The organism is Variovorax sp. 679 (genome assembly GCF_003952185.1).
Classification (GTDB): domain Bacteria; phylum Pseudomonadota; class Gammaproteobacteria; order Burkholderiales; family Burkholderiaceae_C; genus Variovorax.
On the sequence record NZ_RXFS01000011.1, the window covers coordinates 184,684 to 210,812 of the forward strand.

Annotated in this window: 28 protein-coding genes; 12 read left to right on the plus strand and 16 right to left on the minus strand. The window is 67.7% G+C overall.

Annotation, left to right across the window (positions count from 1 at the left end):
• Position 1 precedes the first annotated feature (1 nt).
• From EJO71_RS26940 to EJO71_RS26965, 6 genes are all read right to left on the minus strand, one after another.
• Complete coding sequence (locus EJO71_RS26940; RefSeq protein WP_125951718.1) at positions 2-604, minus strand: hypothetical protein; 603 nt, start codon at positions 602-604, stop codon at positions 2-4.
• Complete coding sequence (locus EJO71_RS26945; RefSeq protein WP_125951719.1) at positions 601-1,761, minus strand: PilW family protein; 1,161 nt, start codon at positions 1,759-1,761, stop codon at positions 601-603. Before EJO71_RS26945 ends, EJO71_RS26940 begins: the two co-directional genes overlap by 4 nt.
• Positions 1,758-2,174, minus strand: coding sequence for a type IV pilus modification protein PilV (pilV, locus tag EJO71_RS26950; protein ID WP_125951720.1), 417 nt, complete (start codon positions 2,172-2,174; stop codon positions 1,758-1,760). Before pilV ends, EJO71_RS26945 begins: the two co-directional genes overlap by 4 nt.
• Entirely contained in the window at positions 2,171-2,767 is a 597-nt protein-coding gene (locus EJO71_RS26955) for a GspH/FimT family pseudopilin (RefSeq protein ID WP_125951721.1), read from the minus strand. Before EJO71_RS26955 ends, pilV begins: the two co-directional genes overlap by 4 nt.
• On the minus strand, positions 2,764-3,258 hold the full coding sequence (locus EJO71_RS26960; protein WP_125951722.1) for a type IV pilin protein: 495 nt from the start codon (positions 3,256-3,258) through the stop codon (positions 2,764-2,766). The genes EJO71_RS26955 and EJO71_RS26960 overlap by 4 nt, the downstream gene beginning before the upstream one ends.
• Positions 3,259-3,634: 376 nt before the next feature.
• Positions 3,635-4,561 carry a LysR family transcriptional regulator gene (locus EJO71_RS26965; RefSeq protein WP_125951723.1) on the minus strand — a complete coding sequence of 309 codons (927 nt, stop codon included), beginning with the start codon at positions 4,559-4,561 and terminating at the stop codon, positions 3,635-3,637.
• Between the two features lie 335 nt (positions 4,562-4,896).
• Between EJO71_RS26965 and EJO71_RS26970 the strand changes: the two genes are divergently transcribed.
• Together EJO71_RS26970 and EJO71_RS26975 are read left to right on the plus strand one after the other, a co-directional pair.
• Positions 4,897-5,430: a MarR family transcriptional regulator gene (locus tag EJO71_RS26970; RefSeq protein ID WP_125951724.1), complete on the plus strand. Its 534-nt coding sequence runs from the start codon at positions 4,897-4,899 to the stop codon at positions 5,428-5,430.
• Between the two features lie 89 nt (positions 5,431-5,519).
• Complete coding sequence (locus EJO71_RS26975; protein ID WP_125951725.1) at positions 5,520-6,101, plus strand: DUF1569 domain-containing protein; 582 nt, start codon at positions 5,520-5,522, stop codon at positions 6,099-6,101.
• Between the two features lie 63 nt (positions 6,102-6,164).
• Here EJO71_RS26975 and EJO71_RS26980 read toward each other — a convergent pair whose 3' ends face one another.
• Entirely contained in the window at positions 6,165-6,992 is an 828-nt protein-coding gene (locus EJO71_RS26980; protein WP_164546908.1) for a hypothetical protein, read from the minus strand.
• A gap of 203 nt (positions 6,993-7,195) precedes the next feature.
• Here EJO71_RS26980 and EJO71_RS26990 point away from each other — a divergent pair, with 203 nt between their 5' ends.
• Positions 7,196-7,972 (plus strand): alpha/beta hydrolase, encoded by a 777-nt coding sequence (locus EJO71_RS26990; RefSeq protein ID WP_125951728.1) that lies wholly within the window; start codon positions 7,196-7,198, stop codon positions 7,970-7,972.
• Between the two features lie 30 nt (positions 7,973-8,002).
• Here EJO71_RS26990 and EJO71_RS26995 read toward each other — a convergent pair whose 3' ends face one another.
• The 4 genes from EJO71_RS26995 to EJO71_RS27010 form a co-directional block, all read right to left on the minus strand.
• Entirely contained in the window at positions 8,003-9,037 is a 1,035-nt protein-coding gene (locus EJO71_RS26995) for an RNA methyltransferase (RefSeq protein ID WP_125951729.1), read from the minus strand.
• Between the two features lie 81 nt (positions 9,038-9,118).
• On the minus strand, positions 9,119-10,561 hold the full coding sequence (locus EJO71_RS27000) for a DHA2 family efflux MFS transporter permease subunit (RefSeq protein ID WP_125951730.1): 1,443 nt from the start codon (positions 10,559-10,561) through the stop codon (positions 9,119-9,121).
• A gap of 7 nt (positions 10,562-10,568) precedes the next feature.
• Positions 10,569-11,540 (minus strand): tripartite tricarboxylate transporter substrate-binding protein, encoded by a 972-nt coding sequence (locus tag EJO71_RS27005; protein WP_125951731.1) that lies wholly within the window; start codon positions 11,538-11,540, stop codon positions 10,569-10,571.
• Between the two features lie 32 nt (positions 11,541-11,572).
• Positions 11,573-12,982 carry an amidase gene (locus EJO71_RS27010; protein WP_240651528.1) on the minus strand — a complete coding sequence of 470 codons (1,410 nt, stop codon included), beginning with the start codon at positions 12,980-12,982 and terminating at the stop codon, positions 11,573-11,575.
• 132 nt (positions 12,983-13,114) lie between these two features.
• On the opposite strand from EJO71_RS27010, the gene EJO71_RS27015 reads away from it, so the two are divergent.
• Positions 13,115-14,014: a LysR substrate-binding domain-containing protein gene (locus EJO71_RS27015; protein WP_125951733.1), complete on the plus strand. Its 900-nt coding sequence runs from the start codon at positions 13,115-13,117 to the stop codon at positions 14,012-14,014.
• Between the two features lie 23 nt (positions 14,015-14,037).
• On the opposite strand, the gene EJO71_RS27020 is transcribed toward EJO71_RS27015, so the two are convergent.
• Together EJO71_RS27020 and EJO71_RS27025 are read right to left on the minus strand one after the other, a co-directional pair.
• Positions 14,038-14,595: a DsbC family protein gene (locus EJO71_RS27020; protein WP_240651529.1), complete on the minus strand. Its 558-nt coding sequence runs from the start codon at positions 14,593-14,595 to the stop codon at positions 14,038-14,040.
• Between the two features lie 41 nt (positions 14,596-14,636).
• Positions 14,637-16,898 (minus strand): aminotransferase class V-fold PLP-dependent enzyme, encoded by a 2,262-nt coding sequence (locus EJO71_RS27025; protein WP_125951735.1) that lies wholly within the window; start codon positions 16,896-16,898, stop codon positions 14,637-14,639.
• A 146-nt stretch (positions 16,899-17,044) separates the two neighbouring features.
• On the opposite strand from EJO71_RS27025, the gene EJO71_RS27030 reads away from it, so the two are divergent.
• Positions 17,045-17,503 (plus strand): Lrp/AsnC family transcriptional regulator, encoded by a 459-nt coding sequence (locus EJO71_RS27030; RefSeq protein WP_125951779.1) that lies wholly within the window; start codon positions 17,045-17,047, stop codon positions 17,501-17,503.
• Positions 17,504-17,522: 19 nt separating this feature from the next.
• On the opposite strand, the gene EJO71_RS27035 is transcribed toward EJO71_RS27030, so the two are convergent.
• The gene (locus tag EJO71_RS27035; protein WP_125951736.1) at positions 17,523-18,617 is read right to left on the minus strand and encodes a PA0069 family radical SAM protein; all 1,095 of its coding nucleotides are present in this window, start codon (positions 18,615-18,617) and stop codon (positions 17,523-17,525) included.
• A 123-nt stretch (positions 18,618-18,740) separates the two neighbouring features.
• Between EJO71_RS27035 and EJO71_RS27040 the strand changes: the two genes are divergently transcribed.
• The 6 genes from EJO71_RS27040 to EJO71_RS27065 all read left to right on the plus strand — a co-directional run bounded on the left by EJO71_RS27040 (position 18,741) and on the right by EJO71_RS27065 (position 22,859).
• Positions 18,741-19,334: a MarR family transcriptional regulator gene (locus EJO71_RS27040; protein WP_125951737.1), complete on the plus strand. Its 594-nt coding sequence runs from the start codon at positions 18,741-18,743 to the stop codon at positions 19,332-19,334.
• Between the two features lie 61 nt (positions 19,335-19,395).
• Positions 19,396-19,815 (plus strand): DUF393 domain-containing protein, encoded by a 420-nt coding sequence (locus tag EJO71_RS27045; protein ID WP_125951738.1) that lies wholly within the window; start codon positions 19,396-19,398, stop codon positions 19,813-19,815.
• 40 nt (positions 19,816-19,855) lie between these two features.
• Positions 19,856-20,785: a methyltransferase domain-containing protein gene (locus EJO71_RS27050; RefSeq protein ID WP_125951739.1), complete on the plus strand. Its 930-nt coding sequence runs from the start codon at positions 19,856-19,858 to the stop codon at positions 20,783-20,785.
• A gap of 49 nt (positions 20,786-20,834) precedes the next feature.
• Positions 20,835-21,878, plus strand: coding sequence for an SRPBCC domain-containing protein (locus EJO71_RS27055; RefSeq protein WP_125951740.1), 1,044 nt, complete (start codon positions 20,835-20,837; stop codon positions 21,876-21,878).
• Complete coding sequence (locus EJO71_RS27060; RefSeq protein ID WP_125951741.1) at positions 21,875-22,504, plus strand: DUF4166 domain-containing protein; 630 nt, start codon at positions 21,875-21,877, stop codon at positions 22,502-22,504. Before EJO71_RS27055 ends, EJO71_RS27060 begins: the two co-directional genes overlap by 4 nt.
• A gap of 7 nt (positions 22,505-22,511) precedes the next feature.
• A complete protein-coding gene (locus EJO71_RS27065) occupies positions 22,512-22,859 on the plus strand; it encodes a DOPA 4,5-dioxygenase family protein (protein WP_125951742.1) in 348 nt (115 codons plus the stop codon).
• Here EJO71_RS27065 and EJO71_RS27070 read toward each other — a convergent pair.
• Together EJO71_RS27070 and EJO71_RS27075 are read right to left on the minus strand one after the other, a co-directional pair.
• Positions 22,856-24,175, minus strand: a complete 1,320-nt coding sequence (locus EJO71_RS27070; RefSeq protein ID WP_125951743.1) for an aromatic ring-hydroxylating dioxygenase subunit alpha — start codon at positions 24,173-24,175, stop codon at positions 22,856-22,858. The two genes, EJO71_RS27065 and EJO71_RS27070, sit on opposite strands and share 4 nt — an antisense overlap.
• 28 nt (positions 24,176-24,203) lie before the next feature.
• Positions 24,204-25,190 (minus strand): tripartite tricarboxylate transporter substrate binding protein, encoded by a 987-nt coding sequence (locus EJO71_RS27075; RefSeq protein WP_125951744.1) that lies wholly within the window; start codon positions 25,188-25,190, stop codon positions 24,204-24,206.
• 110 nt (positions 25,191-25,300) lie between these two features.
• Here EJO71_RS27075 and EJO71_RS27080 point away from each other — a divergent pair, with 110 nt between their 5' ends.
• Positions 25,301-26,128 (plus strand): helix-turn-helix domain-containing protein, encoded by an 828-nt coding sequence (locus EJO71_RS27080; protein WP_125951745.1) that lies wholly within the window; start codon positions 25,301-25,303, stop codon positions 26,126-26,128.
• The last annotated feature ends 1 nt before the right edge of the window (position 26,129 follow it).

Genomic DNA, 26,129 nt, shown 5'->3' on the forward strand with positions numbered 1-26,129 from the left:
ATCAATCTGGCTTGGTGAACGTCGACTGCAGGAACACCTGCGTTTCGCGCGGCCCGCTGACCCGCATGCTCAGGCGGTAGACGGTGGCCGTCGGCGGGGCCGGCGGCGGCATCGGGCCTGCCGTGCCGCCGCTGGGCGCGGCGGAAGACTGCACGCAGTTGGCACTGGTGGCCGTGCCGCTGCCGGTGCAGAGGCGATCGATCACGTAGCGGATGCTCACCTGCGCGGTGGTGTCCACGATGTCGTTGGACGTCTTTCCCACGCTCGCGAAGGAGGAATCGTCGAGCAGCGCCGTGGGCATGCCCTGCGCGTTGGTGTCGAGCCTGCTCGCCTTGAAGTTCTCGGCCGGCACGTCGTCCGTCGCGGTGGCCAGCGTGCCTGTGGCGGCGAACTTGGCGAGCACCGCCGAGACCGCCCGCTCGCCCTGGTTGACGAGGTCGCGCCTGAAGGCCAGGTTGCCGGCGGAGGCCAGCGAGGAGTGCATGGAACGCACCACCGCGACACCGCCCGCCAGCAGGATCACGAGGACGATGAGGCAGAACAGCAGGACGACGCCGCGCTCGCGCTTCGCCGCCCCCGGTAGCGTGGGCAACTTCGTCTTCATGGCAGCAGGAGCATGTTGCGCAGCGGGACGGTGAAGTCGACGACGCGATAGCGGTAGTTCTGATCGTCCGTGCCGTTCAGGCTGACGGTCTGCGCGAGCGATTTCTTCGCGGCGTCCACGGCATCGCCGAACAGGGTGAGCGAAGCGGATGACACCGGGTCTCTTTCCTTGCTCGCGCTGCGCATGACCAGCGCGACGCGGACCGCCACGATCTGACGCAGCGTGGCGGTCGTCGTCATGACGGTGGCGATGTCGTAGCCCGTCGCGCCCGGGTCGGCCCAAGCGTCGAGGATGCCGTCGCCGTTGGTGTCCAGGCCATAGAGAGCGCGCATCTGGATCACGCCGTCGGCCAGCGCCTGCGCGGTGGTGGTTCCCCCGCCCTGCAGCAGGTCGTAGCCGTAGAGCGTGCTGTTGTCGCCCACGCCGAAGAGCTGGAACTGGACGTTGCCGTTCGCCGGGTTGCCCAGCGGCGTGACGTAGGTCGAGGTGCTGGCGGCCAGGGTCTGCAGCGAGGTGGTCTTGCCGGCCGTGTAGTAGGTGCCGCCCACGGTGAGCACCTTGGCCGAGGTACCAGTCACCTGCTCGAGCAGGCAGTCGGTGGTGCCGTTCTGGCTCACCAGCACGAGGTCGCCGGTGGAGATGCCGACTGTGTTGTCCATCGAGAGCGTGGTTGCGCTGCCGGGGTCCGTCAGGCCGCGCGGCACGCCGCCGGCCACCGCATCGCCGCCCATGACCACCAGCACGTCGGAGCCGGCGTCGGACTGGCTCTTGGCGATGAGCAGCGGTGCGACGCGCAGGTTCGCCGGCGCGCCGGCCAGGAAGCTCTTCTTGAAGGGCGCCGGGAATGCATTCGAGGACGGCAGCAACGATGCCGCATTGAGCTTGCAGCCGAACACGCCCCGGTCGGTCGGCTGCGTGGACTGGCTCAGGCTCGAGCCGGCGCTGCGCAGCGCCCGGTCGAGCAGGTAGGAGGCGTACGCGCCGGCCTGGTCCATGTCGTTGGTCGACGTGGTGGTGCGCCTCTTCGCCTCTCCGACCGTGATGACGCTGGTGACGGCCAGCGTCACCACCAGCCCGATGACCATGGCCACGAGCAGCTCGATCAGGGAGAGGCCACGCTGCCGGAACGGCAGCGCCGTGGGGAAGGCGTGCCTCATGGCAGCGTCACCCGCGTGGAGAAGGTGCTGCCGTCGGTGTCCGCGCGGGCAGGAGCCCGCCAGGTGATCGTGATGTCGGCGCTGTTGGAGGCCACGGAGGTCACGGTGACGCCGCCGTTCGGCAACCCGCCATTCGCCGGATCGGCCACGCGCTTCTGCCAGGCCGAGCCCGCGCTGGTGTCCACGGTGACCGACTTGCCCAGCCACATCGCGCTGGCGATGTCGTTGGCCAGCAAGGCAGCGCGGTTGCGGTCCTCCGCATCCGTCGACAGCGAGATGGCGCGCGCCTGCAGGCCGACGAGGCCGAGCACGCCGAACGAGAAGATCAGGATGGAGACCAGCACCTCGAGCAAGGCGAATCCCGACTGCCGCTGCGAGCCGGAAGAAGCCGAAAAAGGAAGTCTTCTTTTCATGGACAGCCGTCGGGGGAATCGGTCAGCTTGCGGGCCGGATCGCACATGCGGACCTGCCCTCCCAATGCGACCAGCACGCGCAGCGGGCGGTCGGCGCCGGGGGACAGGGAGACGTCGTAGGTCTGCAGGGGCGAGGGAGTGCCGCAACTGGCACCGCTCACGTCGGTGTCGGTGTTCGTCACCACCCGCCCCATGGCGTTGAAGCAGACGGCCGCGGGGCCGCTGATCTGCACGCCGGATGCGACGTCGGAGAGCACGCCGGCCTGCACGAACGCGCTGTTCGCGTCCAGGCTCGACTTGGAGACGTTGATCGACCAGCCGCTGCCGTTGGCAACGGCCGTCAGGCTGGTCTGCGGCGCCGGGCTGTTGGTCAGCGAGAACACCATGGGCCGGCTGCGGCGCAGCGCCTCGGCCTGCGCGAAGCGCAGCCCGTTCTGCAGCGAGTCGCTCACGGTACGGACCTTGTTGTTGTTGATCCAGGTGGTGAACGAAGGCATGGCCAGCATCGCCAGGACGCTCAGCAGCACGATCGTCACCATCAGCTCGATGAGGGTGAAGCCCGTTGCAAGGCGCATGCGGCGGCGATCTTTCATGTCGGGCATGCCTGTCCGCGCCGGGTCACCCAGGCCTTGTCGCAGCCGGTCCAGCCCGACACGCTGCTGATCGTGGTGGACTGCACGCCGAGCTGGTCCACGTAGAAGGTGAAGCCGTTGGTCGGGCCGGAGCCGACGGCCTGCAGCTTGTAGGTCGTCGCGGTTGCAGCGGGACTCGTGGTGCACGACAGCGTGAAGTAGCCGACGACGTTGGTCTTGTTGCATGGAGCGACGAAGCTGCCGGTCTTGAGATAGCTCCGGTTGTCCTGGTAGAAGCGCTCCATGTCCGCGCGCAGGGCCGCCAGGCCGTTGGTGCCGTCGACGAGCTGGCCGCGCAGCACGTAGTCGCGGTAGCTGGGCAGCGCGACCGCTGCGAGGATGGCCACGATGGCCACCGTGACCATGACCTCGATCAGCGTGAAGCCGGTGGGGCGGCGCACGCGCCGCTCGCCGCCTGGTTGCTTCGCCGTGCTCATGGAGCGTATCTGCATCCGTTTCCTTTCCCTGTGACCAAGAAAATCCATTCATTCCCGAAGGCGGGAAACTCGATGAAAATGAATGAATTGGCCCGCATTGAAAACTCGTCCAATTCAAGTCAATCCAGGACGCCGCCACTCGCAAACGAAATTGGATTGCCGATACATGTGTCCATTGAAAGACATCATGTGACAATTGTTTACGATCTTTGTCGCTTTCTACTAGCGCACAAAGTGAGATTCAGCCACTCAAATTTCGATGCAATCGATGCAGGCTCGATAGACAATGCGCACCAAAACAAGGCCAATTGCCCCAATATGGCTCACCCGGCAGGAAGGTGAATTAGGCTATTTTTTGGTCAATTGGATAAAAAATTGACGCGCCCTGTACTCACGGAATCGAAGCGCCCGAAGACGGCGTCCACTCCCGCAGGCTGAGCTTTTCCACCGCCATGTCGACGAAGGCCGAGACGGCCAGCGGCCGCTGCTGGCGGCTTGGATAGACGACGCTCAGCCCGCGCCCCGCCCGCATGTACCCCGGCAGCACGGGCACCAGCCGGCCCGCGGCCACTTCCGCCGCCGTCAGGATCGCCGGCAGCGCGACGATGCCCAGTCCTGCGCACGCAGCCTCGCGCAGCGCCACCTGGACATTGCTGGTGAAACGCCCGCGCACGCGCACTTCTTCTTCCACGCCGTCGGGGCCTTGCAGGCGCCAGACGGCGAAATTGCCGGTGTCCGGCGGCTGCGTCACGCACGCGTGCTCGCCCAGCTCCCGCAGGTCGGCGGGCGCGCCGTGCGCCGCGAGGTAGGCCGGGCTGGCAAGAAGCCCGCCGTAGCTCGCGAAGATCCTTCGCGCCACGTAGCTCGAGTCTTCCAGGGGCCCGATGCGGAACGCGACGTCGATGCGGTCGGCGATGAGGTCGGCCGGAAGGTCGCTGAGCACGAAGTCGAGCTGCACCAGCGGATGCGCGGCCAGAAAGGCCGACACCCACGCCATGTCGAAGTATTCGAAGAAGCTCGCCGAGGCGGCCACCCGTATCGGCCCGCTCGGCTCCTGGCTGCCCGCGACGTGCGATTGCCCGGCTTCGATCAGTTCCTCGACCGCCGGGCCGCAGCGCTCGTGAAAAGTCTGGCCCGCACTGGTCAGGGTGAGCTTGCGGGTCGAGCGCTGCATCAGCCGGGTTCCCAGGCGCGCCTCGAGCTGCTGGATGCGGCGGCTCACGGTGGCCGACGGCATGCGCAGGTGCCTGGCCGCCTCGGCGAAGCTGCCCAGGCGCGCCACTTGCACGAACATGGCGACTTCGTTCAGATCGAGCACGGAATCCTTCCTTGATTGAATGATTGGCTGCAATGCATTTGCTGCCTCATCAATTCCATGATTGCTATCGATCCATCATCGATTTGCAATCGCTCCGTTCAAAAGAAAGAGACAAATCGCCCTATTGCCATGAAAAATGGAATTCAAACTGAGCAGCAGCTGACTTATTGGAATTGACAGGAAGCCGGATAAACAATCCGCAAACTGCTTCGCCGTTGCGGCAATATCCATCTTCGAGATTGGTTATAGATGGTAACGAGTAATTAATCTAATCCATTACCCACCATCCAGGTGGGTCGGCCCTCCTGCCCGTATTTCTTTTCGTCCGGATTTCCATGCAAGCCTTTCCCGATGCGGCCGCATTGCGCGCGCCACGCTCCCTGGACGATCTGCTCCTCTACCGGCTGTCCCGCGCCGTGCGCGCCGGCAGCGGCATGGCCACCCGCCTCGTCGAAGGCGGCTTCGGCATCACGCATCGCGAGTGGGGAATGATCGGCATGCTCGCGCAGATCGGCGAGATCACCTCCTCTGCATTCGCCGAACGCCTGCAGCTCGACCGGGTGCGCACCTCGCGCGGCCTGCGGAGCCTTTCCGAGAAGAAGCTGGTGGAGCGGCGGCGCGATGCCGAGGACGGCCGCGAAGTGCACGTGCGGCTGAGCGCCACCGGCCGCGAGCTGTGCAATGCGCTCTTTCCCCGGATCGCCCGTCTCAACATGGATCTGCTGGAATGCATCGACGAGGAGCACCTCGACGTCTTTCTCGAATGCCTGCGCCGGCTCGAGCTGCGCGGCAAGGAACTGAGCGCGCTGGGCGCGGTGCCGGAAAAGGCCGACCGCCGATCGGGCGGCACGCGCCACAGGTGGCGTTGACCCGGACGACGCCTGCGCCAGGGAGCGATCGAAGACCGTCGCAAATTTGACAGTCTCGATGCAGCACGGTGCCTAGCATCCGGCACCACATGAACACCGACCACCTCGACGAAGCCCGCCCTGCCCTGCACCGCCGACGCATGCTGCTGGCCGGCGGCGCGCTGCTGGCGGGCACTGTCGCCGCCGGGGCCGGATACGTCGTCACCCACTCCGACCACCCGATTGCCATGGCCGATTTCTCCGACCTCGCCAACGCCATGCGCACGCTCGAACGCCTGCGCGAGGCACCGCTGCATACCCGCTCGGGTTGGGACCTGGCCCACGTGCTGCACCACGCCGCGCAGAGCGTCGAATACTCGCTCGACGGTTTTCCGCAGCTCAAGCCCACCTGGTTTCGTGCCTCGCTGGGCACCGTGGCATTCGCGGTGTTCTCCGCGCGCGGCCGCATGAGCCACGGACTCGAAGAGCCCATCCCCGGCGCACCGGCCATTGCTTCAGGCCAGCCGCTGGATACCGCCATCGACCACCTGATGGCCGCGCTGAATCGCTTCGAGCGACACAGCGCGGCGCTCGCGCCGCACTTCGCATACGGCGCGCTGAGCAAGCCGGAGTACATGCGCGCCCACCTCATGCACCTGGCGAATCACTGGGAGCTGGTGGACGCCGGCTGACGCGTGCCGGCACGCAGCAGCTGCCCATGCAACGGGCAGCCGCTGCGCAGGCTGTCCCTGCGCTCAGCGCGGCGTGTAGGTGATCTTCGTCGTGACGAAGTTCGTGGTCGTATCGCCCGTGCGCGCGGCGAACCTGAGCAGTTGGCCGCGATAGGGCCCTTCGGCCGCGATCCAGTTGTCCTGGTACTCGGTGCGGTCCGATCCGTCGACCTGCCGGAAGCGGACGACCCCCGAGAACTTGCAGGCGTTGATCGCGCCCATGGGCGTTTCGAGAGATTCCCGCCCGACGTAGGTGTCGGTGCCCGTGATGACCTGCTGGTTGCGGATCTCGCCGTTCGGGCCTTCCACACTCTTGACCGTGTAGTTCATGTCGACCGTCTGGCCGGGCGACATCGTGGGCGTGACAACCGGCGGGTCGTTGTACGCATAGTCCAGCGAACCCGCATCCTCGCCGCCGTTGCGCACGCCGTACCTCACGATCTTGCCGTCGATGTAGTCCATGTACTGCCTGTCGGTCGCGCTCCCACCGGTGCCGTAGTACTGGGTGCGCAACCGACGCACGGGGCTCACATCTCTGAAGGACTCGCGACCGCGAGTGATCGTGACCGTGCGCAGCTTCACGGTGTTGCTGCCGTTGACGATGTCCTGCTCGAGCTCCACCGTGGTGCCTTCGCGCAGGTCGGCTTCGTTGAAGCACGCGGCCGAGGAGTTTTCCGGAGGCGGCGGCGGTGGGGGCGGAGGAGGAGGAGGCGGCGGGGGAGGCGGTGGGGGCGGCGGAGGAGGAATGAACCCGATGCCACCTCCATCACCACCGCCTCCTCCGCCGCCACCACCTCCACACGCGGCCAACGTCGCGACCGCGATCGCGGTCAGTAGATGCCTTGCATTCATGAATCCATCCTCCATTCGTCCAGTTCAGATAAGGGCGCCCCAAAGCCTTGGCGTCTGCCCTGGCTTTCTCTCTGGCGCGGGGGGACTGTGCGGGAGGCGGGTCAGGCGCAACTAGTGCACAAAGTCATGCAGGTCCGGATGCCGGTGGCGGCGCGGGTATCCTCCCGGGCCATCGAAGACCCGATGGAGACAAGGCGGTGGACATGTACATCGAACAAGGCGGCGAAGGCCCCGACCTGCTTCTCATGCTGCACGGAATGGGCGCAACCGGCGCGGTGTGGTCGCCGATGTGCGCAGAGATGTGCGCGGAGATGCAGACCGATGCGGACACCCGGTGGCACGGCCGCTGGCTCGCACCCGATCTGCCCGGCCATGGCCGCTCGGGCAGGCAGGACTCCTACGCCATCGGCCAGCTCGCAGCGAGCGTGGCGCATGCCGTGCTGCCGCATCTCCAGCCCGGAGGACGCCTCGTGGTGCTCGGGCATTCGCTCGGCGGCGTGATCGCACTCGCGCTCGCCACCGGCTGGTTCGGCGTCTTGCCGCACCGCGTCTTCGCGGCCGGCATCAAGATCGCGTGGAGCGACGAAGAGCTTCGCCGCATGGAGACGCTGGCGCTCCAGCCCGCGAAGCTGTTTCCGACGGAAGAAGAAGCACAGGAGCGCTACCTGAAGGTCTCGGGCCTCGCGGCGGTTGCCGGCGCGGCATCACCGGTGGCCGCGCGAGGCGTCGCACGCGACAGTGAAGGCTGGCGCCTGGCGATGGACCCTCGCGCCAACGCAGTGGGCAAGCCGCCGCTGTCCGAGCTGATGGCGCTGGCGCGCTGCCCCGTTCATCTCGGACGCGGAGGCAACGACGCGATGGTGACGCTGGAGCAGACCCGTTCGCTCGATCCCGGTGCGCGAGATCTCGGGCCTCATGGCCACAACGTGATGGTCGAGGCGCCCGGGCAGGTCCGCGACTGGATGGCCTCCTTCGCATGAGGCACGCGGCCCGGGCGCCGCTTCTCTTTTTCAGCGCACTACTTCGATCCTGCGGATCGGTATCGCCGCCTCCGCGGCTCGCGCCCTCAGCTGTCCGCACCCGCCATCGACATCCTGCCCCGCCGAATGCCGCAGCTTCGTCAGGATGCCGCGCTCATGCAGCGTGCGGGCGATCTGCTCGCAACGCTCCAGCGACGGACGACTGAAGTCCACGCCGTCCACCGCGTTGAAGGGAATCATGTTCAGCACGCCCCACTTGCCCGAGAGCAGCCGCACGATGCCGTCGATCTCGTCCTGCCCGTCGTTCACGCCTTCCAGCAGCGTCCACTGGTACTGGATGGGGTAGCCGCTGGCACGCGCGTAGCGCTCGCCCGCCTCGACCAGCTCTTCAGGCGTCATGGCTGGCGCACGCGGAAGCAGCTTCCTGCGCAGCTTGGCCCTGGTGGTGTGCAGCGAGAGCGCCAGCGCAGGCCTCACGCGCTCGGTCATCAGCCGCTCGAACACGCGCGGATCGCCCACGGTGGAGAACACGAGGTTCTTGTGGCCGACGTTGCCGACCGTGCCCAGCAGCTCGATCGCCTCCAGCACGTTGTCCATGTTGTGAGCCGGCTCGCCCATGCCCATGAACACCACCTTGCGCACCGGCCTGCGCATGCGCGCGAGCGCGACCTGCGCAATGATCTCGGCGCTGCCCACCTGGCGCAACAGGCCGTCGCGGCCCGTCATGCAGAACTGGCAGCCGACCGCGCAGCCCACTTGCGAGGAGACGCACAGGCCGTCGCGCGGCAGCAGCACGCTCTCCACGGTCTGGCCATCGGCGAGGGCCACCAGCAGCCGCTCGGAACCGTCGGCGCCGGGATGCGCCGCGACGACGCGCGCGAGCCCCGCAAGCTCGGCTTCGATGGACGGCAACTCCTCCATCAGCGAAGCAGGAAAGAAGCTCGCGGGCAGGCGCCTGCCGCTGTTCCTGGGCAGCGCGTGGGACCACAGCCGCAGGATGCGCTGCTCGTGGCTGGGGCCGGCTCCGGCTTTTCGCAGCCGTTGTTTCAGTTCGTGGATTCGCATGCGCCGCCTGGGGCAAGGGGACTCCCGCACAGGCGCGGGATGGTGATCGACAAGCGCCAGATTGTGCCCGGCGCCGGGCGCTCACCCTTGCGACTGCAGCCGCCCGGCCTGCCGGCGGCTGTTGGCGATCATGGCCGAGCCGGCGAGGCACAGGGTCGCGAGCAAGGCCAGCGCCGAACTGGCGCCCCGGGTGAAGGCCGCCACATCCGCATCGGAAAGCCCCACACCAGTGCTTCCGAGAACCATGCGCTGCGAGCCCGGAGAGAGCCGCGCAAGCGCCACGCTCAACGCCAGTGCGGTTCCCACCATGATCCCGGTGTTCTGCAGCGTCGAGCGCACGCCGTTCGCGATGCCTCGCCGCTGGGGCTGCACGTTCTGCAGGATCGACGCGTTGTTCGGCGTCACGAAGCTGCCGATGCCCAGGCCGAGCACCCACAGGCAAGCGGCAAGCTGCGCGGCGCCGATCTCCGGCCGCAGCAGCGCGGCCAGCATTGCCAGCGCGCATCCCGCGAGCAGCATTCCGCACACGCAGACGGATTCGGGGCTGAAGCGCCGGATCAGCATGCCCGCCACCGGCGCGGCCATCAGCATGCCGAATGCGACCGGTGCCACACGCAGGCCAGCCTGCGAAGGCTCCAGCCCCGCGCAGGCTTGCAGGTACAAGGCCACCAGCACCAGCGGAGCAGCCTGCGTCATTGACAGCAGCAGGATGCCCGCGTACGCGGTGCGTCGCGCAGGATCGGCGAACAGCGACGGGTCGACCAGCGGGCTCGCCGAATGCAACTGCACCTTCGAGAAGAGCGCGATGGCGCAGAGCCCCGCGAGCATGAACGCAAGTACCGGCGCGCTCGTCCATCCACGCGCTCCCGCCATCGAGAGCGCGTAGGTCACGCCCCCGATGCCGGCGAAGGAAAGCGCAGCACCCGCGAGGTCGAAGCGCTCGGCACGCAGCGCGGCGCTCGCGGGCAAGACCTTCCACGACCACGCCAGCACACAAAGCCCGATGGGCACGTTGAGCATGAAGAGAACGCGCCAGCCCCACCACGACACGACGAAGCCGCCGGCCAGCGGCCCCACTACCTGGGCCAGCGCCGCGACCATCGCGAGGATGCCGAGCGCGAGCCCCATCCTGGTGCGACCGAATGCATCGCCCACGAGTGCGCTGGAGTTCGCCATGACACCCGCCGCGCCCACGGCCTGGCACACGCGAGCCGCCAGCATCAGTTCAGCATTCGGCGCGAATGCGCACGCGGCGCAGGCGGCGATGAAGAGCGACAGCCCGGAGAGAAAGAGCCTTCGCCGCCCCCAGAGATCGGCCAGCCGCCCGAAGCTGAGGATGCAGACCGTGCTGACCAGCATGTAGGACAGCAGGATCCAGCTCGCCTGCGCGGGCGAAGCGTGCAGGCTGCGCGCCGCCGCGGGCAGCGCGACATTGAGCGCGCTGAGATTAAGAAAGCACAGCAGCGCCCCCGCGCTGGCGGCGACGAGCACCGCCCAGCCCGTCCTGTCCGCGTCGTCGGTCATCGCCCTCTCAGTCCTCGCTCTTGAATCCCGATGCCTCGACGATGGGGCGCCAGTAGGCCCTGTCCTCGGCCATGATCCGCTTCACGTCCGCGCCGGGCAGCCCCGTGGGCTCCAGGCCCATGCGGTCGACCTGCGCGCGCACCTGCGGGCGGCGCATCGCGGCGAGGAAGGCCGACTCCAGCTTCGCGACCACCTCCTTCGGCGTGCCCGCCGGCACGAAAGCGGCATAGGCGGCGTTGGCGCGGTCGAAGGCGTCGTAGCCCGACTCCTTGATCGTCGGCACGTCGGGCAGCCAGCTCAGGCGCTTCGTGCCCGCGACGCCGAGTATCCGCAGCTTGCCCGCGCGGTGAAGTTCGAGCTGGCTCGCCAGCGCGTCGGCGCCGAGCGGCACGTGGTCGCCGATGATGTCGGTCGCCAGCGGCGCGCCGCCCCTGTAGCTGACCGGCGCGAGCGGCACGCCGATGGCCTTGGACAGCTGCAGCACGCTGAAGTGCAGCCCGCCGCCCAGGTTGGTCATGCCCACGCTGCCGCCGGAAGGATTCTTCCGCAGCCACGCGACGTACTCGGGGATCGTCCTGAACGGCTGGTTGGCGCCGGCCGAGACCACGCTGGGCACGTTCGCCAGGTGCGCGACGGGAATGAAGTCCTTGTCGACGTCGTAGTTCAGCCGCGCATAGGTCATCGGAAAGAGCACGAAGGGCGGCGTGCCGCCGATCAGGATGGTTCGGCCGTCGGGCTTCGCTACCTTGACGGCCTCGATGGAAATGCGTGACGACGCGCCGGGCCGGTTCTCCACCAGCACGGGCTCCTTGAACGTGGTGCGCAAGTCTTCCGCCAGCGAGCGCGCGAGGCTGTCGAGGGCGCCGCCCGGCGGAAATCCGATGATCAGCCGGATGGGCGTGCTGTTGTCGGCATGCGCGGCCGCGCCGATCAGGGCGATCGACGCGCCGAGAAGAAGTGTCTTGAGGAACGGGGCCATGGTGGAGTACCTGCGGAGTTGGAAAAACGGACTCAGAAGGGCAGCACGGTCAGCGCGTTGGCCGGCCGGTGCGCGGCCTCGAAGGCCGCGGCGGCCTGCAGCAATTGCTGGTCTTCGCGGAAGCGGCCGACGAGCTGCATGCCGATGGGGAGCCCGTCGCTGCCCGCGCCGCACGGCAGGCTGATGGCGGGATGGCCCGTGAGGTTGAAAGGCATGGTCCACGGGAACCAGTTCGACCGCACCTCGGCGAAGGATTCGCCGTCGATCTCGATGCTGCCGAACAGGTCCTGGTCGATGGGCAGGGCCGTGCGCGAGAGCGTCGGCGTGAAGATGAAATCGTGCGTCTCGAGCTGAGCCTGCACCGTGCGGAAGAGTGCCGTCCTGGCGAACATGGCCTGCTGGAAGGCGACGCCGTCGACATGCTCCGCGAGCGCGAGCTGCTTCAGCAGCGACGGGCTCAGCTGGTCGGCGTGCGCTGCCGCCAGCGGCGCGAAGCGCCCACGCCAGCTGGTGTGGTTGATGACCCGCCACACGGACTCGACGTCATAGCCCTCGCCCGGCATCTCCTCGAGCTGCGCGCCCATCGAGTGCAGCGTTTCGAGCGCGGATCCGAACGCGGCGGCGACGTCGGCTGAAATCGGCCGCCCCTTCGGCGTCGCGCAGTACAGGACACGTTTTCCGTGAAGGTCTCCGCCGGGCTTCAGCGCGTCGAAGTACGGCTGGGCCGGCACGCCGAGCGACCACGGATCGCTTCCGTGGGCACCGGTCATCGCCTGCAGCATGAGCGCCGTGTCGGCCACGTCGCGCGTGGTGGGCGTCACGTAGGTGTAGTTGCCGAAGGCGTCCTGCACCTGGCTGTGGGGAACCACGCCCAGGCTCTGCTTGAGGCCGACCACGCCGTTGCAGGCGGCGGGAATGCGGGTGGAGCCGCCGCCGTCGGTCGCAATGGCCAGCGGCGCCACGCCCGCCGCGATGGACGCCGCCGCGCCACCGCTGGAGCCGCCGCTGGTGCGCGTCGCGTCCCATGCGTTGCGCGTGCTGCCGAAGAGCGGCGCGTCGGTCAGGCACTTGGCGCCGAACTCGGACGAGGTCGTCTTGCCGATGAGGATGGCGCCCGCCTGACGCATGCGCGCGACGGCCACCGCGTCGCGCGCGGGAACATGGTCGCGGTGCAGCATGGAGCCGTAGGTCGTCCGCACGCCCTGCGTGTCGACGATGTCCTTTACCGTGAACGGCAGGCCGTGGAGCAGGCCCGATGCCTCGCCCTTCATCAGTGCCGCTTCCGCGCTCCTGGCCTGCTCCATCGCCTGCTCGTGGCAGAGTGTGATGAAGCAGTTCAGCAGCGGCTGCACCGCGTCGGCCCGGCGAAGCACCTCGCCGACGATCTCCACCGGCGAGAGCTTGCGCTGCACGACGAGGGTGCGCAGCGTCGCGGCGGACATCTCGCAGATTTCGGACTTCGGAAGCGCGGGAAACGCGTGACGGGACGGAGAAAACTTTTGCATGCGCAAATGATTGATTCGCCGCATTCGCTAGTCCAATACTGTTTTCTCGAAAAGGCATATGGACAGCGTATGGCTACACCGGACTTCAGAACGCTCCGCTATTTCGTGGCGGTCGCCGAAGAACGCAGCGTGGGCAAGGCGGCGCGGCGGCTCAACATGGCGCAGCCGCCGCTGTCGGTCCACATCAGGCATCTGGAGGAGTCGGTGGGTACGCCCCTGTTTCGCAGGACGGCGCGCGGCATGGAGATCACCGACGCGGGCAATGCGCTCTTCCGGCGCGCGAAGGAGGCACTGCTGCTCGCCAACGAAGGCTTCGACGCCGCCCGCGCCATCGGCTCGGGCAGCAGGGGCAGGCTCACGGTCGGGACCATGATCGCCCTCTCCTACCTGGTGCTGCCCCGCCTGGAGAACGCGCTTCGCGCGAAGTTGCCGGACGTGGAGATCCAGTACGTGGAGCTGAACGCCGTCAACAACGTGTCGGCTCTCGTCGAAGCGGAGGTGTCGGTGGCGATCTGTATCCCGCCCATCGCCCAGCCGGGCATCTCGGTCGAGCGCATCGGCACCCAGCCGCTGATGCTGGCCGTGCGCACGGACTCGGCCCTTGCCCGCATGGCCAGCATTCCGCTCGATCGGCTCGAGGGCGTTCCGCTCATCGGGCTACCGGTGCCGGAAGGCGACGTGGACAAATCGGTCGTCGCCTCGCTGCTGCGGCGGCACGACGTCAGCATGCCGGTCGCGCAGCGGGTCGAGACCATGGTGTCGGCGCTGGCGCTTGTGCTCGCGGGCAAGGGCGTGGCCATCCTGCCTGCGTGCGCGCGCATCGGCCGACCGCCGGGCGTGGTGTTCAGGCCCCTGCGCAATGCCAGCGCGAAGATGGACGTCGCGGCCTGCTGGCGCAGCGACTGGGAGAGCCCGCTGATCGAACCTTTCCTGGCTTGCGCACGCGCATCTCTGCGGCAAGCGGGTTGACGAAGGCCGGTGGCCCCATCAGCTCACCTGGCGGGAGCGGCCAGCAGCGTCTCGATCCACGCGGGAGGAATCGCGCCCGGCACCCGGGTGCCGTCGTCGAAGATCAGCGTCGGCGTTCCTTCGACCTTGTAGCGGCGACCGAGCTCGATGCCACGCTGCAGGCCGGTGGTGTCGCAACCCTGCGCCGCGGCGGCAGGCGCGGTGCCGTTCTCGATCCAGTCGGACCATGTCTTCTGCCTGTCCTTGCTGCACCACACGCCGCGTGCCTTGGCGAGCGAATCGTCGCCGAGCACGGGGTACAGGAACATGTAGACCGTCACATTGCCGATGGCCTTGAGGTCCTTGTCGATGCGCTTGCAGTGGCCGCAGTTCGGGTCGGAGAACACGGCGAGCCTGCGCTTGCCGCTGCCATGCACGATCCTTATCGCGTCGTTCAGGGGGAGCTTGTCGAAGACGAAGCCGTCGATCTTCCTGAAGCGCCCTTCCGGCGAGCTGCTCTTGCCCTGGGCATGGCTGGCACCCGCGAATGCAAGTGCTCCGAGAGTGCAACCCATCAGCAGGGTACGGCGCGTGGAATTCATGTTCTCCATGTCGATCGGGGCAAATGGTTTGTCGAGGGCGTTCAATGCACCGCGGCGCTCGGCTCTGCGGCAACGCCGCGCGCAGGCCACAGCGCGAGGCCGCCTGAGAGGCTCCATGCCTGCGCATGGCCGAGGCGACGAAGCGCCTTGGCGGCCTGCGCGCTGCGGTTGCCGCTTCGACAGTAGAACAGCACCGGGGTTCCGGCCGGCAGCGCCAGCCATGCGGGCAATGCATTGAGCAGCCCTGACAGCGGCACGGCCTCGCAGTGCGCGTCGGCGCCGAAGGGCAGCGTTTCGCTCAGGCGCTGCTCGTAGGGTTCGCGCACGTCCACCAGCAGCAGGCCCGGGTTTTCGCGCAGCAGCCGCTGCGCTTCGGCAGCACTCATCTCGTGGCCCGCGCCGGCGCAGCCGCTGTCGACGCGCGCACCGCATGCCAGGGTCTGGTATTCAGTCAGCGCGAGATCCTTCTCCAGTTCGGCTTTGGCCTCGGCGAACCGCCGCGCGTCGATGCTGCCGGCGAGCACCTGCGCCAGCAACGGCTGGGCCGCGCATTCGCGCGCCAGCGTGCTCGCGAAGCGGTCGTCGTAGTCGTGCGCCGGGAGCAGCAGCGTGCGCGGGCCCGCGGCCTGCTCCAGCTTCTTCAGCGAGGGGCCGAATGCCAGCGGCGCGCTCTGTGCGAAGTCGCTGCGCCCCAGTGCGCCGGGCATCACGGTGTCGCCGACGAAAGCGAGGCGGATGTGCATCTGCGCGTCGTGCAGCAGGTAGGCGGTCGAGTCGACAGTGTGCCCGGGGGTCGCCAGACGGGTCAGCATCTGCGCCCCGAGGCAGATCGCATCGACGCCCTGGGGCCAGCCGAGCGCGTCGAACCTGCCCGGCGAAAGGAACTGCGCGGGAAGCGCCGCGCGCAGTTCGCCGCCCGAGGAGACGTGGTCGCCATGGCTGTGCGTGTCGAGCACGGCGACCAGCGTGTACTCCTGGCAGCGCAGCAGTTGCGCGATGCGCCCGGTCAGCTCGGGCAGCGGGTCGATGACGACGCAGCGCCGGCTGTCGGCATCGGCCACGAGGTAGCAGCACGCGCCGCCCACCACGAAGCGGGTCAGGCCGTCGAGCGCGTTGCCCGGCGTCGATGCCTCCTCCGCTGTTCCCAGGCAACTGGCGCGCAGCGAAGCACCGCAGGAGCCGATGCGCGCGCAGGCTTCGTCGATGAAGGCCGGGTCGCTGGCCGGGCCAAACGACAGTCGCACGGCCGATGCCGCTTGCCAGGCGGGCAGGCCCATCGCTTCCAGCACATGGCTCGGCAGCGCCTTGGACGCGCCACAGGCCGAGCCCCCGCTCACCCGCACGTCGGCGGCGTCGAACAGGTCCTGCAGGAGCTTCGAGTCCAGGCCGGGCACCGAGAAATTGAGGGTCGTCGGCAGGCTCAGCTCGAAGGGCGCGTTGAACACCACGCCGGGGAACGCGCTCTTCAGCGCCGAGGCGATGCGTTCGCGGTACGTCTCCAGCGTTCGCCTGCCCATGAAGGTCTCGCCGTCCTCGAGCGCCTCCAGCACGGTGCCGAGCGCGGCGATGCCGGACATGTTCTCGGTTCCGGAGCGCAGCGCGCCTTCCTGGCCGCCGCCCGCCATCAGCGGCGTGAACGGTGCGCCTTCGCGAACGTAGAGCAGGCCGATGCCCTTGGGGGCGTAGAGCTTGTGTCCCGAGAACGGCGCGTAGTCGATGCGATGGGCCGCGAGCCGCAGTTCGAGCTTGCCCAGCGCCTGCACGCTGTCGACCATCCACAGGGCCGGGCTGCCGGCCAGTGCCTGCTCGATGCCGTCGAGGTCGCTGATGACGCCAGTCTCGTTGTTGGCGGCCATGGTGCAGGCCAGCCCCGCCCGCCCTGCATGCGCGCGCAGCCATTGCAGGTCGTGACGACCGTCTAGGCCGACCGGGATGGGCAGCACGCGCAGGTTCAGGCCCAGCAGCTTGTTCCAGTGCCTGAGCGCCTCGGGCACCGCCTTGTGCTCCGTCGCGCCGTAGAGCAGGCAGTCGATGTCCTCGCGGCCGCGCAGGGAGCTCAACGCCGACAGCACCGCCGTCTGAATGCCTTCGGTGGCGCCGCTGAGAAAAAGCAGGTCGCCCGTGGGAGCACCGAGCAGGCGGCGCGCGCGGGCGCGCACCGAATCCATCAGCGCGCGCGCCTTCAGGCCCGTGCTGTGTACGCTGCTGGGGTTGCCGAAGTCGTCGGCCATGGCTGCGAGTGCCGCGGCCCGTGCGCGAGGCAGCACAGGCGTGGTGGCGTTGGCGTCGAGGTAGATGTCCATTGGGGTGATTCCGGGAGAAGACGTTGCGGGCGGGTGCCGCGCTCCTGAAGGAGTCTGCGGGCCGGACCCGGGAAGCGGCTTGCCTTTTGCGCTGTCGATGCCGGTAATATTGGAATCCAATGCTCTTTTAAAGAGAATTCATGAAACTGGATTCCATAGACATCAAGATTCTTGATCTCCTGCAGCGGGACGCCGAGCTGCAGGTGGCCCAGATCGCCGAACAGGTCGGACTCTCCGCCACGCCGTGCTGGCGGCGCATCCAGCGGCTGAAGGAGGCCGGCGTCATCACGCGTTCGGTGGCCCTGCTCGATCCGCGCAAGGTCAACGTGGCGGTGACGGTGTTCGTGTCGGTGCGCACCAGCACGCACTCGCAGGAATGGTTCGACAGCTTTACGGCCACGGTGCATGCCATTCCGGAAGTGGTCGAGTTCTACCGGATGAGCGGAGACGTCGACTACCTGCTGCGCGTGGTGGTGCCCGACATCGCGGCCTACGACGCCGTCTACAAGCGCCTCATCACGGGCACGAACCTGCACGACGTCAGCTCGAGCTTCGCCATGCAGGAGCTGAAGCAGACCACTGCCCTGCCGCTGGGCTACGTGTAGAGGAAGAATCCCGGTCCGGTCAGAACAGGCTGCCCTGCCCCGCCGCGCCTGGCGGCCGGAACGCGGTGACGTCGAGCGGAATGCGCTCGCGGTTGTAGCCCAGGCGGTTCGTCGCCTTCTGGAAGCGCTGGTGGATCAGGTCGGCCCAAAGCCCTGAGCCCTTCATGCGCGTGGCGAAGTCGGCGTCGTAGTCCTTGCCGCCGCGCATCTCGTGGATGCGCGCCGTGATGCGGTCCGCGCGTTGCGGGTAGTGCAGCATCAGCCATTCCTTGAAGAGCGGAGCCACCTCCCACGGCAGCCGCACCACCGTGTAGAAGGCGCTGCGCGCGCCGGCCTCCCATGCGGCTTCGAGCACCTGCTCCATGTCTTCGGTCACGAAGGGAATCTGCGGCGCCACGCTCACGCCGACCGGCACGCCCGCCTCCGCCAGGGTGCGGATGGTGCGCAGCCGGCGATGCGGCGCGGCGGCGCGCGGCTCCAGCTTGCGGGCGAGGTCGCCGTCGAGCGTGGTCACGGTCACGTACACGGCGGCGAGGTGCTCGGCCGCCATCGGCGCGATCACGTCCAGGTCCCGCTCGATGGCGCTCGACTTGGTGACCAGCGCGAACGGATGCCGCGTTTCCTGCAGCAGCTCGATGACCGATCGCGTGAGGCGCAGTTCGCGCTCGATGGGCTGGTAGCAGTCGGTGGCGGTGCCGATGGCGATGCAGCTCGGCCGGTAGCTCTTACGACCGAGTTCGGTGCGCAGCACCTCGACGAGGTTGCGCTTGGCGATCAGCTTGGTCTCGAAGTCGAGGCCCGGCGACAGGTTGAGATAGCTGTGCGTGGGCCGCGCGAAGCAGTAGATGCAGCCGTGCTCGCAGCCACGGTACGGGTTGAGCGAGCGGTCGAAGTAGATGTCGGGCGATTCGTTTCCGGTGAGCACCGACTTCACGTCCTCGAAGCGCACCTCGGTGGCAAGGGGCGGCAGCTCCTCGGCCTCGGCCGCGCCTTCCTCGAGCGTGCCCCAGCCGTCGTCGAAGGCATTGCGCTCGTCCTTCGAGAAACGGTGCGCGATGTGCGTGGCCGCGCCGCGGCCCTTGATGGCGTGGATGGGGATGCGGGCGGCTGGCATGGCTGCGACTCCTTGGCAACTCGATTTACTGTTTATTCATACAGTATTCCACCGATTCACCATCGTCGCCAGTTTTTCAATTTCTCTATTGACAGAAATTTCGTAAATCCTAAACTCGGCGCCATGGAACTCACCGACATTCAACGCAAGTTCGTCCTGCACTGGGGCGAAATGGGCTCGCTGTGGGGCGTCAACCGCACCGTCTCGCAGATCCACGCCCTGCTCTTCGCATACGGCAAGCCCATGAACGCCGAGGAGCTCTGCGACACGCTCGGCGTGGCCCGCTCCAACATCAGCAACAGCCTGAAGGAGCTGCAGGCCTGGAACCTTGTTCGCATCACCCACACGCTGGGCGACCGGCGCGACTATTTCGAAACCAGCGTCGACGTGTGGGAGCTGTTCCGCACCGTGGTGCGCGAGCGCAAGGAGCGCGAGTTCGATCCCACCGTGCGCGTGCTGCGCGAGCTGGTCTCCAGCCCCGAATTCCAGAAGGAGCCGGCCGATGCGCAGGACCGCATCCGCTCCACCATGGAACTCATGGAAAAGCTCGCCACCTGGGCCGACGAGATGCTGCGGCTGTCGCCCGGTACGCTCGACAAGGTGATGACGCTGGGTGCGAGCGTGCAGCGCTTCGTGCGCGGCGACACCGCTTCGAACGACAAGGGTGGCAAGGGCGACGACCCCGACGCGCACCACGCCAGCCTTCCCATGATCTGAGCACCCCTTTTTTTGCCCAATCATTTCTGTTTCAACAGAAATATCGAGAACAAAGAGCATCATGAGCCCCGCTGCGACACCCACCTACCCGCTCACGATCTATTTCGATGCGAGCTGCGCGATCTGCTCCGCTGAAATGGGCGCACTCAAGGCGCGCGACGCGGTCGGCCGGCTGCAACTGGTCGACTGCTCACCCCCTAGCTTCACCGGCGGCCCCGCACCGCGCGAAGCGCTGATGGCTGCCATCCATGTGTCGGACGCCGAAGGCAGGGTGCACGTCGGCGTGCCGGCGATACGCATCTGCCGCACGGCGGTAGGCCTCTCCAGCGGCAGCCTGCTGCTCGACCTGCCGATCGTCGCGCCGCTGGCCGACCGCGCCTATGCGCTGCTGGCGCGCAACCGCTACCGCATTCCACGCTGGCTGGCCGCGAGGCTCGCCGGGCGCGTCGCGCCTTCATGCGACGACAACTGCCGCATCTGACAAAGAAACCCGACGAACAACCAAACGAGGGAACAGAGCCATGCCCACCGTCTTCCAGCCCGACTTCCGGATGCCACGCCAAACGATCGCACGCGTCGCCGACATCTCCATCACACCCGGCGACACGCAGGACTACTTCACCGAGGTCGCAACCGACTACAGCGCCTGGAGCCCCAGCTACAACATGCACTTCGGCTTCTGGCGCGCAGGCCTGAACCCGCTGCGGCGCGAAGGCATGCTGATAGAGATGAACCGCGTGGTCGGCCGCGCCTTGCGCCTCGGCGACGCCACCCGCCGCTGCGTGATCGACATGGGCTGCGGCGCCGGCGCCACCGCGCGCACGCTGGTGAGCGACGACGCATCGCTCTACGCCGTCACAGTGACCAACGTCGCAGTGCAGAACCGCATCGCCGCGAAGCTCGACGCAGCAGCCGGCGTGGCCGATCGCATGGCGCACATCGAGGCCGACTACACCCGCACCGGCCTGCCCGCCGCGCAGGCCGATGGCGCGTGGGCCGTGGAAAGCGCCTGCTATGCCAGCGGCACCGACAAGGCCGACTTCATTCGCGAAGCCGCCCGGCTGCTGAAGCCCGGCGCGCGGCTGGCGGTGGTCGACGGTTTCCTGCTGCGGCGCCAGCCGAGCCGCCTGGCAGGCTGGCTGCATCGCCTGTGGGCCGACAGCTGGGCCGTGCCCACGCTGGCCGTGCGCGACGATTTCGTCGCCGCACTGCAGGCACACGGCTTCGAGGACATCGAAGTGAAGTCGCTGCGCTGGCGCGTGGCACCGAGCGCGCTGCACATCCCGGTGCTGGCCACCCGCTTCACGCTGGCCGAGCTCTGGAAGGCTCGCGGCAGGCTCAGCCCGTGGCGGCGCAAGCACATCGTGGCCAGCTACTGCGCGCTCGCACTGGGCATGTTCTGGCGCGACTTCGACTACTGCATGGTCACCGCGACACGCCGTTGCGACTGAACAGGCAGGCCCCGAAAACGACACAACGAGGAGAAGAAGAGGTTTCCGCATGCAAAACGACTCCCAGGAAAGCAGGCTTTCCGAACTCACCCCCATCGAGCCACCCAAGCCCGTTCGCGGCATGCCCTTCGGCTGGTTCTGGCCGATGGCATCCGGCGCCGCGATTGCGCTCGTGCTGCGCCTCGTCTTCAGCAGCGCCCCCGGCAATCCCTACTCGGCCATGCTGGGCTCCTTCGTCTACTTCGTGCCCGCCGTGTGCGGCGCGGTCACGGTGTACATGGCCGAGCGCATCGAACGGCGCAGCTGGGGCTACTACATCTGGGCGCCGTGGGTGGCGACCTCGCTGTTCGTCGGCGGCACGCTGCTGGTGTTCATCGAGGGCCTGATCTGCGCCATCGTCATCGTGCCGCTGTTCGCCACCATGGGCAGCGTCGGCGGACTCGCGATGGGCATCGTGTGCCGCATCACCAACTGGCCGAAGCAGGCCGTCTACAGCTTCGCGATGCTGCCGCTGGTGCTGGGTGCCATCGAGCCCCAGCTGCCCAACCCCGACCGCTACTCCGACACCTCGCGCACGCTTTTCATCGCGGCGCCAGCCGAGCGCGTGTGGCACGAGCTCAATGCCGCCTACGACATCCGCCCCGCCGAAGTCGGCGATGCATGGGCCTACCGCATCGGCGTGCCGATGCCGGAGTCTGGCGTCACGGTAAACACGCCGGAAGGCCGTGTGCGCAAGGTGCAATGGCAGAAGAACGTGCACTTCGAGGAAGTCATCACCGAGTGGCAACCGAACCGCCTGCTGAAGTGGCGCTTCCGCTTCTCGCCCGACTCCTTCCCGGCCGGTGCGCTCGACGACCACGTGATGATCGGCGGCCAGTACTTCGACCTGCGCGACGCCACCTACACGCTGACACCGCGCGACGGCGGCACCGAACTGCGCGTCGCTGTTTCGTGGCGCATGAGCACCAGCTTCAACTGGTATGCGGACCGGGTCATGCACCTCATGCTGGCCGACGCCTCGGAGAACATCCTGCGCTTCTACAAGGCGCGCGCCGAAGCCACGGCGACAGCAGCGGCTTCGGCAGCGCAATGACGATGCAACCCGTCTTCCAGCAGGCGCTCGGCCCCGCGTGGGATCGGCTCGGCGACGTCATCCGCCGCCACTACACGATGACGCCCTTCTCCGACGACCACGTCTGTGTGCGCGGCACGATGAACGAGGTCTGGCACGCACCGTGGGCAGCTCTGCTGATGCCCTTCGGCCGGCTGTTCGGCGCGCTCGTGCCGCATCAGGGCAACGAGGTGCCGATCGAGGTGCACTACCGTTGCCGTCCCGACAACGCCACGCTCTACTGGGACCGCATCTTCCACTTCCCCGGGAGGCCGCCCTTCCATTTCCGCTCGCACATGGAGCTTGCGGAAGGCCAGGCCGGCGAGGTGATCGAATACGTGCGCTTCGGCATCGGCATGCGCCTCGCTGTGAGCGCGGAAGAAGGCGCGGTGGTGTTCCGCGACCGGGGCTATGTCTGGCGCATCGCGGGGTTTCGCATTCCGCTGCCGCTGGGCCTCTTCATGGGCACGGCCTATGTGGAAGAGCGTCCCGACCCCGCAGATGCCGAGCGCTTCACCATGAAGATGCTGCTGCGTCACCGCTGGTTCGGCGACGTGTTCCGCTACAGCGGGCGCTTTCGCCTCGGAGCGCGAACGGGATCACAATGAGCGCACCATGCCGCGCCGACCAGAAAACCTCTACGTCCAGTACCACGCTCACGTCTATTTCGGGCCCGACACGCTCGCGCAGGCCCGCGCCCTCTGTGAACGCGCAGGCCATGAGCTGATGGTGGTGGTCGGCCGTGTGCACGAGCGGCTGGTGGGCCCGCATCCGCACTGGAGCTGCCAGCTCGCCTTCGACGCTGCCGAGTTCGACCAGGTCATCGGCTGGCTCGAGGCCAACCGCGATGGGCTCGACGTGTTCGTGCACGGCGTGACCGGCGACGACCTCGCCGACCACACGACGCACGCCATGTGGCTGGGCGAGGAAAGCGAACTCGACCTCCGGATGTTCCGGCGCTAGACCGTTTCCTCCTCCTGGCCGGCGCCGTGCACCTTGAAGAAGGTGGCGCCTTCCACCTTCTGGCCGATGGCTTGCTCGTAGGCCGCGCGCACATCCTCCGGCTGCCCGGCCTGGCCGAAGAAGTCCTTCAGGTACGGCCCCAGCAGCGGATGCGCAGCCAGCTCCTTGCGCGGCAAGCCGTTGATCATCTCGTCGCGGCACGCCGAGGGCAGGAACACGTCGCGGTTCTTCTCCGGATCGCGGATCAACCCTTTGGGCTCGTGCGCCGGGTCGGCCTGCATCGCCTCGAGCTCCTCGAAGAAACGGCGCCGCATCATCACGATGCCCTTGTCGCTCTGGCCCAGCTTCTCGCGCGTGCGGTCGGTGATGGCGCCCTGCCCCACCCACACCACGAAGTCCTGGTTGGCGACGTGGCTGGTGATCCAGCGGCCCGTCACCGGGTCCTTGATCGGTCCGTACCACGAGGGAATGCGCTCCTGCACGTAGGGCTCCTGCTCGTTCGGCACGCGGCTCAGCACCCACAGCACGCTCAGCGTGTGGTGGTCGTCGATGGGCACGCGCCATTCGAAGTGGTGCCCCAGGAAGAAACCGTTGGGCCACAGGGTGACGCGGCCGGTGGTCCACATCACGTTGTCCTCGCGCTCGCCGCCGCGCAGGCGCTTGTAGACGAAGCCGTGCTCGAACTCCTCGAAGGCCAGCTTCAGGTGCGTGGGCACGTAGGGCCCTTCTTCGCCTTGCAGGCGCGTGGTCCAGTTGTTGTGGGTCCACTCGAAGTGCACGGGGTCGATGGAGTTTTCCTGGCACTGGAACCAGTTGCACGGAATCTCGGCGAACACCGCCTGCGCGAAGCCGTTCGCGCAGTTGAAGAGCTCCCAGTCGGGCAGCAGCGGCGCGGGCTGCGGGCCCATGTAGGCCCACAGCAGGCCGGCCTTCTCCTGCACCGGGTAGGCCTTGATCCTCGTGTTCTTGCGCATGCGCGCGCCGGGGTCCAGCGTTTCCTCGAAGGGCTGGTGCACGCACTGGCCGCTCTGGTCGTACTGCCAGCCGTGGTAGCTGCAGCGCAGGCCGCACTGCTCGACGTAGCCGTACGACATGTCGGCGTTGCGGTGCGGGCAGCGGCGGTCGACCAGGCCGTAGTTGCCGCTCAGGTCCTTGTAGAGCACCAGGTCTTCGCCGAGGATGCGCAGCGGCTTCACGGCCTTGTCGTCGAACTCGCTCGCGCCCGCGATCGGATGCCAGTAGCGGCGCAGGTAGTCGCCCATCGGCTTGCCGGGGCCCACTTCGGTCAGCAGGCGGTTCTTTTCTTCGCTCAACATGCGTAGTCTCCTTTTCGTCGATCTCTCTTCAGTCGGCGCGGATGCCGAACTCGCGCACCAGCCTGCCGAAGCGCTGGTCGTCGTCTGAAATCTGCTGCGCCAGCACCGAGGGCGCGCCGCCCACGGGTTCGATGCCGAGCGCGGCCATCCTTGCCTGCACGTCGGGCATCTTCAGGATCTCGTTGAAATGCCTGTTGAGCGCCTGCACCACATCGGGCGGCATCGCCTTCGGGCCGAGCAAGCCCATCCACGCGCTCACGTCCACGTCCTTGAAGCCCAGTTCGATGAAGGTGGGCACGTCGGGCATCAGCTTCGTGCGCTGGCGCTCCGCGACGCCGAGCGGCACCAGCTTGCCCGCGGCGATGTGGCTCGCCACCGCGCCCGGAGTGATCCAGCCCACGCCGACATGGCCGCCCAGCACGTCGTTGACCACCGGCGCCACGCCGCGATAAGGCGCGTGCGTGACCGCGATGCCCGCGTCCTTGTTGAAGAGCTCGCCCGCGATGTGCATCGGCGAGCCCGCGCCCGGCGTGCCGTAGCTGATGGCCTTGCCGGCTTTCGCGCCGGCCACGAGCTGCGCGACGCTGCGGATGCCGGTCACCGGCGCGGTCACCAGCAGCAGCGGGATGTTGCCGGTCTTGACGATGGGAGTGAAGTCCTTCACCACGTCGTGCGCGACACCGGGGCCGGCCTTCAGCACGTGCTGCGCGATGGGAAAGGTGCTGGGCGTGAAGAGCAGCGTGTAGCCGTCGGCCGGCGCTTTCGCGACCCAGACGTTGCCGATCATCCCGCTCGCGCCGGGCCGGTTGTCGATCAGAACCGGCTGGCCGATGCGCTGCGACAGCTTCTCGGCATAGGTGCGCGCGATGGCGTCGGTGTCGCCGCCGGCCGGGTAGGCCACGACGATGGTGATCGGCTTCGATGGCCAGGACTGCGCCATGGCCGCGGTAACGGCACATAGCGAAAGAACGGCTGCTGCAGCGGCACGGGCCGCGTTTCGCGGGTGGAACAACATGCTCTTTTCCTTCTCGGTGGGACGACGTTGGTGTCGTCCGCACTGTAGGAACGGGGCTGCGAAGCCAGAAGATATAGTTTCACGCAGTGAACCTTTTTCCGGAGACCGGCATGTCGGACACCACAGGCGCGCAGAGCGTGAAATCCATCGACGCATTGCGCCGCGGTCTCGACGTGATGCTGGCCATCCAGCGCTCCTCGGCCGTCACGCTGCAGGAGCTGCACCGGCAGACAGGCCTGTCGAAGGCCACGCTGCTGCGCATCCTCAAGACGCTGCAGCAGGCGGGCTGGGCAGAGCGCAGCGAACACGACCGGCGCTACGTGCCCACCTCGGCCACAGGGCAGTCGGGGCCGGCGGCGGCATGGCGCACGCGGCTGTCGGCATTGGCTGCGCCCGCGCGTGCCACGCTGCAACGCGTGGTGCCGTGGCCCATCGACCTGGGTGTGCGCGACGGCACGGCCATGCTCATCCTCGACACCGACAGGCCGCGCAACGGACTGGCCGTGAATTACCGCGCGCTGGGCTTTCGTCCGCCGATGCTGCTGTCCTCGTTGGGGCGCTGCTATCTCTCGTTCTGCCCGGAAGACGAGCGCCGCGAGATCCTCGCCGCGCTGGCGCGCTCGCCCAACGACTTCGACCGCAGCGCGCGGCGCCCCGAAAACATCCGCCGCATGGTGGCGCATGCGCGCGACCTCGGCTACGTGACACGCGACCCGACCTCGACAAGCATGGATTCGCCCGACCGCTTCGGCGCGATCTCGGTGCCATTGCGCCTGGGTGAACTGGTGGTGGGCTGCCTCAGTTGCGCCTGGCTGCCGGCGGTGAAGAGCGAGCGCGAGATCGTGTCGGCCCACCTGGGCGACCTGCAGCAGGCGGCGCAGAACATCGAGCGCAAGCTGGCGCAGGCCGGCTTCGAACCGCCGCCTGCATCCGCCTGAC